This is a genomic window from Geodermatophilus chilensis, from assembly GCF_002802985.1.
Taxonomy (GTDB): Bacteria; Actinomycetota; Actinomycetes; order Mycobacteriales; family Geodermatophilaceae; genus Geodermatophilus; species Geodermatophilus chilensis.
The window spans coordinates 1-2,972 of record NZ_NVPT01000296.1; the positions used below are offsets into that span (position 1 = coordinate 1).

The window sequence follows — 2,972 nt, forward strand, 5'->3', positions numbered from 1 at the left end:
CGGTCGGCATCGCGCTGGTCTTCGAGATGACCGCGCCGGTGTTCATCGCGCTGTGGGTGTGGCTGGTGCGCGGCGAGCGGGTGCGCCGGCGGCTGTGGGCCGCGCTCGGGCTGTCGCTGTCGGGGCTGGTGCTGGTCGCCGAGGTGTGGCGCGGCGGCGGCTCGCTCCACCCGGGTGGCGTGGCCGCGGCCCTCGCGGCGGCGCTGTGCCTGGCCGGCTACTACCTGATGGGGGAGCGGGGCACGACCACGCGCGACCCGGTGACGCTCACCTGCTGGAGCTTCGTCGCCGCCGCGCTGTTCTGGGCGGTCGTCGCGCCGCTCTGGGCGTTCGACCCCGCGGTGCTCGGCGCCTCCGTCCCGGTCTCCCTCGGGTCGCTCGAGCTGCCGCTGTGGGTGCTGGTCGGCTGGATCGCCGTCCTCGGCGCCGTGCTGCCGTTCTGGCTGTCGCTGGCGGCGCTGCGCCACCTGCCCCCGACGACGGCCGGGCTGATCGCCACGCTGGAGCCGGTGCTGGCCTCGATCGTGGCCTGGCTGTGGGTGGAGCAGGTGCTCTCCGGCTGGCAGGTGCTCGGCGGTCTCGTCGTCCTCGTGGGGATCGGGCTGGCGCAGACCGCGCGGGCGGGGCGGCGGCCCGCGCCGCTACCTGAGCCGGCGGCTGCCTGATTCCACCGGTCGTTCACGTCGCCTTCTGGGCCTCGTCCAGCCAGCCGGCCAGCTCGGACACGTAGGCGGCCTGGGCGGTGTAGTCCATGCCGATGTACTTCCACGGGTACTCCTGGCCGGCCTGGACGGCGGGCAGCAGGCGGTAGGTCGGCTGGGCGCGCATCTGCTCCGGGGTCTCCCCGCCGCGCAGCGAGTACAGGATCACGTCGCTCGGGTACTCGGTCACCCGCTCCCAGCTGACCGTCTCCCAGAAGTAGCTGTCGCCGCCCGGGTCGACGAAGTCGACGCCCAGGCCGGAGTAGAGGCGCAGCGAGGGGTCGTCGGGCGCCTTGCCCATCCACCAGCCGTCCGCGGCGGTGGCGTAGACCGGCAGCACGGTGATCCCGCGCTCGTCGGCCGCGGTGAGCTGGGCCGACGCCGCCTCGTAGTCCTCACGGGCGGCGTCGATCACCTCGCCGTCGGCGCCCAGCGAGTCGGCCAGCTCGACGGTGCGCTCGATGACGTCGGCGGCCGACCCGCGGTAGGCGATCGCGACGATCGGCGCGATCCGGGCGACCTGTTCCTGCTGCTGGATCGACTCGAAGCCGTAGAGCGGCTGGCCGGGGTCCAGGGCACCGGAGGAGTCGGTCGGGTAGACCGAGGTGACGATGACGTCGGGGTCGGCGGCGGCCAGGCGCTCCAGGTCGATCTGGCCGTAGCTCTCGCCGACGATCTCCAGGTCGGCGAGGTCCTTGCCCTCGAAGGCGACGTCGTCGGCCGCCGAGGTCTGCCCGAAGCTGGCGACCGGCTCCAGCCCGTAGTTCCACAGCGAGGCCACGACGTCGTTGAGGCCCGCGACCCGCTCGGGTGTCGCGTCGAGCTCGACGGTGTTCCCGAGGTCGTCGGTGAAGCTCCAGCCCCCCTCGTCCGCCGCCGCGGCCGGCTCGGCGGACCCTCCCGAGCAGCCGGCCGTCGCGACGAGCGCGGCGAGGGTGAGGGTGGCGCCGACCAGGCGGCGGGGTCCACGGGGCAAGGGGTCTCCTCCCGATCGGGCCGGGGGTGTTCCCCTGGCCGGGAGGCTCAGGTTAGCCTCGCCTAAGTGAGTCGCCGCAAGGGCCGACCGGGACGGGGGGACGACGGATGACGCTCACCGCGCAGCCGGCGGCCGTGGCCGCTCCCGCCTGGCAGTTCTTTGACGCCTCGGTCGCCGCCGTCCGCCGGCTGGGCCCGAGCTTCGTGCGGCTGACCCTCACCGGCCCCAAGCTCGCCGGGTTCGGCGCGGCCGGCTGCGACCAGCGCTTCAAGCTGGTGCTCTCCCGCGATGACGCCGGGCTGGAGCGGCTGCGCGACCGCGGCGAGGACTGGTACCCCGAGTACTGCGCGATGCCCGAGGAGCAGCGCCCGACCATCCGTACCTACACCGTGCGGGCCGTCCGCCCCGAGCGCGCCGAGCTCGACGTCGACGTCGTCCTGCACGGGGTCGAGGACGGGCACGCCGGCCCGGCCGCGAGCTGGGCGGCCGCGGCGGTGCCCGGCGACCGGATCGTGCTCCTCGGGCCCGACCGCCCCGGCTCCGGCCGGCCCTGGGGTGTGGAGTGGGCGCCACCGCCGGCCGCGCGCACGCTGCTGCTGGCCGGCGACGAGACCGCCGTGCCGGCGGTCTGCGCGATCCTCGAGTCCCTCGCCGGTGGTGCGAGGTCGGTGACGGCGCTGCTCGAGGTGCCGACCGCGGACGACGCGATGAACGTCGCCCTCCCGGCCGGGGTCACGCTGCGCTGGCTGCCGCGGGACGACGCCCCCCGCGGGTCCCGGCTGGTGCCGGCGGTGCACGCCGCGCTGTGCGAGCTCGGCATCGCCTCGACGCCGGCCGCGCCCCCGGAGGAGGTCGGCGACGAGCTGCTCTGGGAGGTCCCCGACACGGACGCCGCGTCGAGCTGCTACGCCTGGCTGGCCGGTGAGGCCGGCGTGGTGAAGACGCTGCGCCGCCACCTGGTGGGCGACCTCGGCGTCCCCCGCGGGTCGGTGGCGTTCATGGGCTACTGGCGGCAGGGCGTCGCCGGCTGAGCCCGAGCCGAGGTACGTCGACGTCCGCGAACCGCTGAACCTGGCAGGGCGGGCTGCTGGCCATAGGAGCGGGACGGAAGGTCATCGGGGACGTCGGCGTTGATGCCGATGAAGTCAGTGCATGAAGCCGCCGGGATCACTCGGCAGAACCGGAACGAGTGCCTTAGAACGTGTTGAGAAAGCGGGCTGACAACTTCGGGGTTGTGGGCCAGGGTGGGCTATGGGCTCTTCCCCGGCCTACCCCTCGGATCTGACCGATGAGCA

The 2,972-nt window shown here is 74.4% G+C and carries 3 protein-coding genes; 2 read left to right on the forward strand and 1 reads right to left on the reverse strand.

Annotated features, from left to right (window positions below; genetic code table 11):
• The coding region (locus CNO22_RS26490; protein ID WP_100502216.1) for an EamA family transporter at positions 1-665 on the forward strand (665 nt) is incomplete at its 5' end.
• A 13-nt stretch (positions 666-678) separates the two neighbouring features.
• Here CNO22_RS26490 and CNO22_RS26495 read toward each other — a convergent pair.
• Positions 679-1,677 (reverse strand): ABC transporter substrate-binding protein, encoded by a 999-nt coding sequence (locus CNO22_RS26495; protein WP_157937154.1) that lies wholly within the window; start codon positions 1,675-1,677, stop codon positions 679-681.
• A 107-nt stretch (positions 1,678-1,784) separates the two neighbouring features.
• Between CNO22_RS26495 and CNO22_RS26500 the strand changes: the two genes are divergently transcribed.
• Positions 1,785-2,708 carry a siderophore-interacting protein gene (locus CNO22_RS26500; protein ID WP_100502218.1) on the forward strand — a complete coding sequence of 308 codons (924 nt, stop codon included), beginning with the start codon at positions 1,785-1,787 and terminating at the stop codon, positions 2,706-2,708.
• The last annotated feature ends 264 nt before the right edge of the window (positions 2,709-2,972 follow it).

Coding starts and splice junctions, on each gene's coding strand:
- CNO22_RS26500 (WP_100502218.1), top strand. CDS start 1,785: ATGACGCTCACCGCGCAGCCGGCGGCCGTGGCCGCTCCCGCCTGGCAG.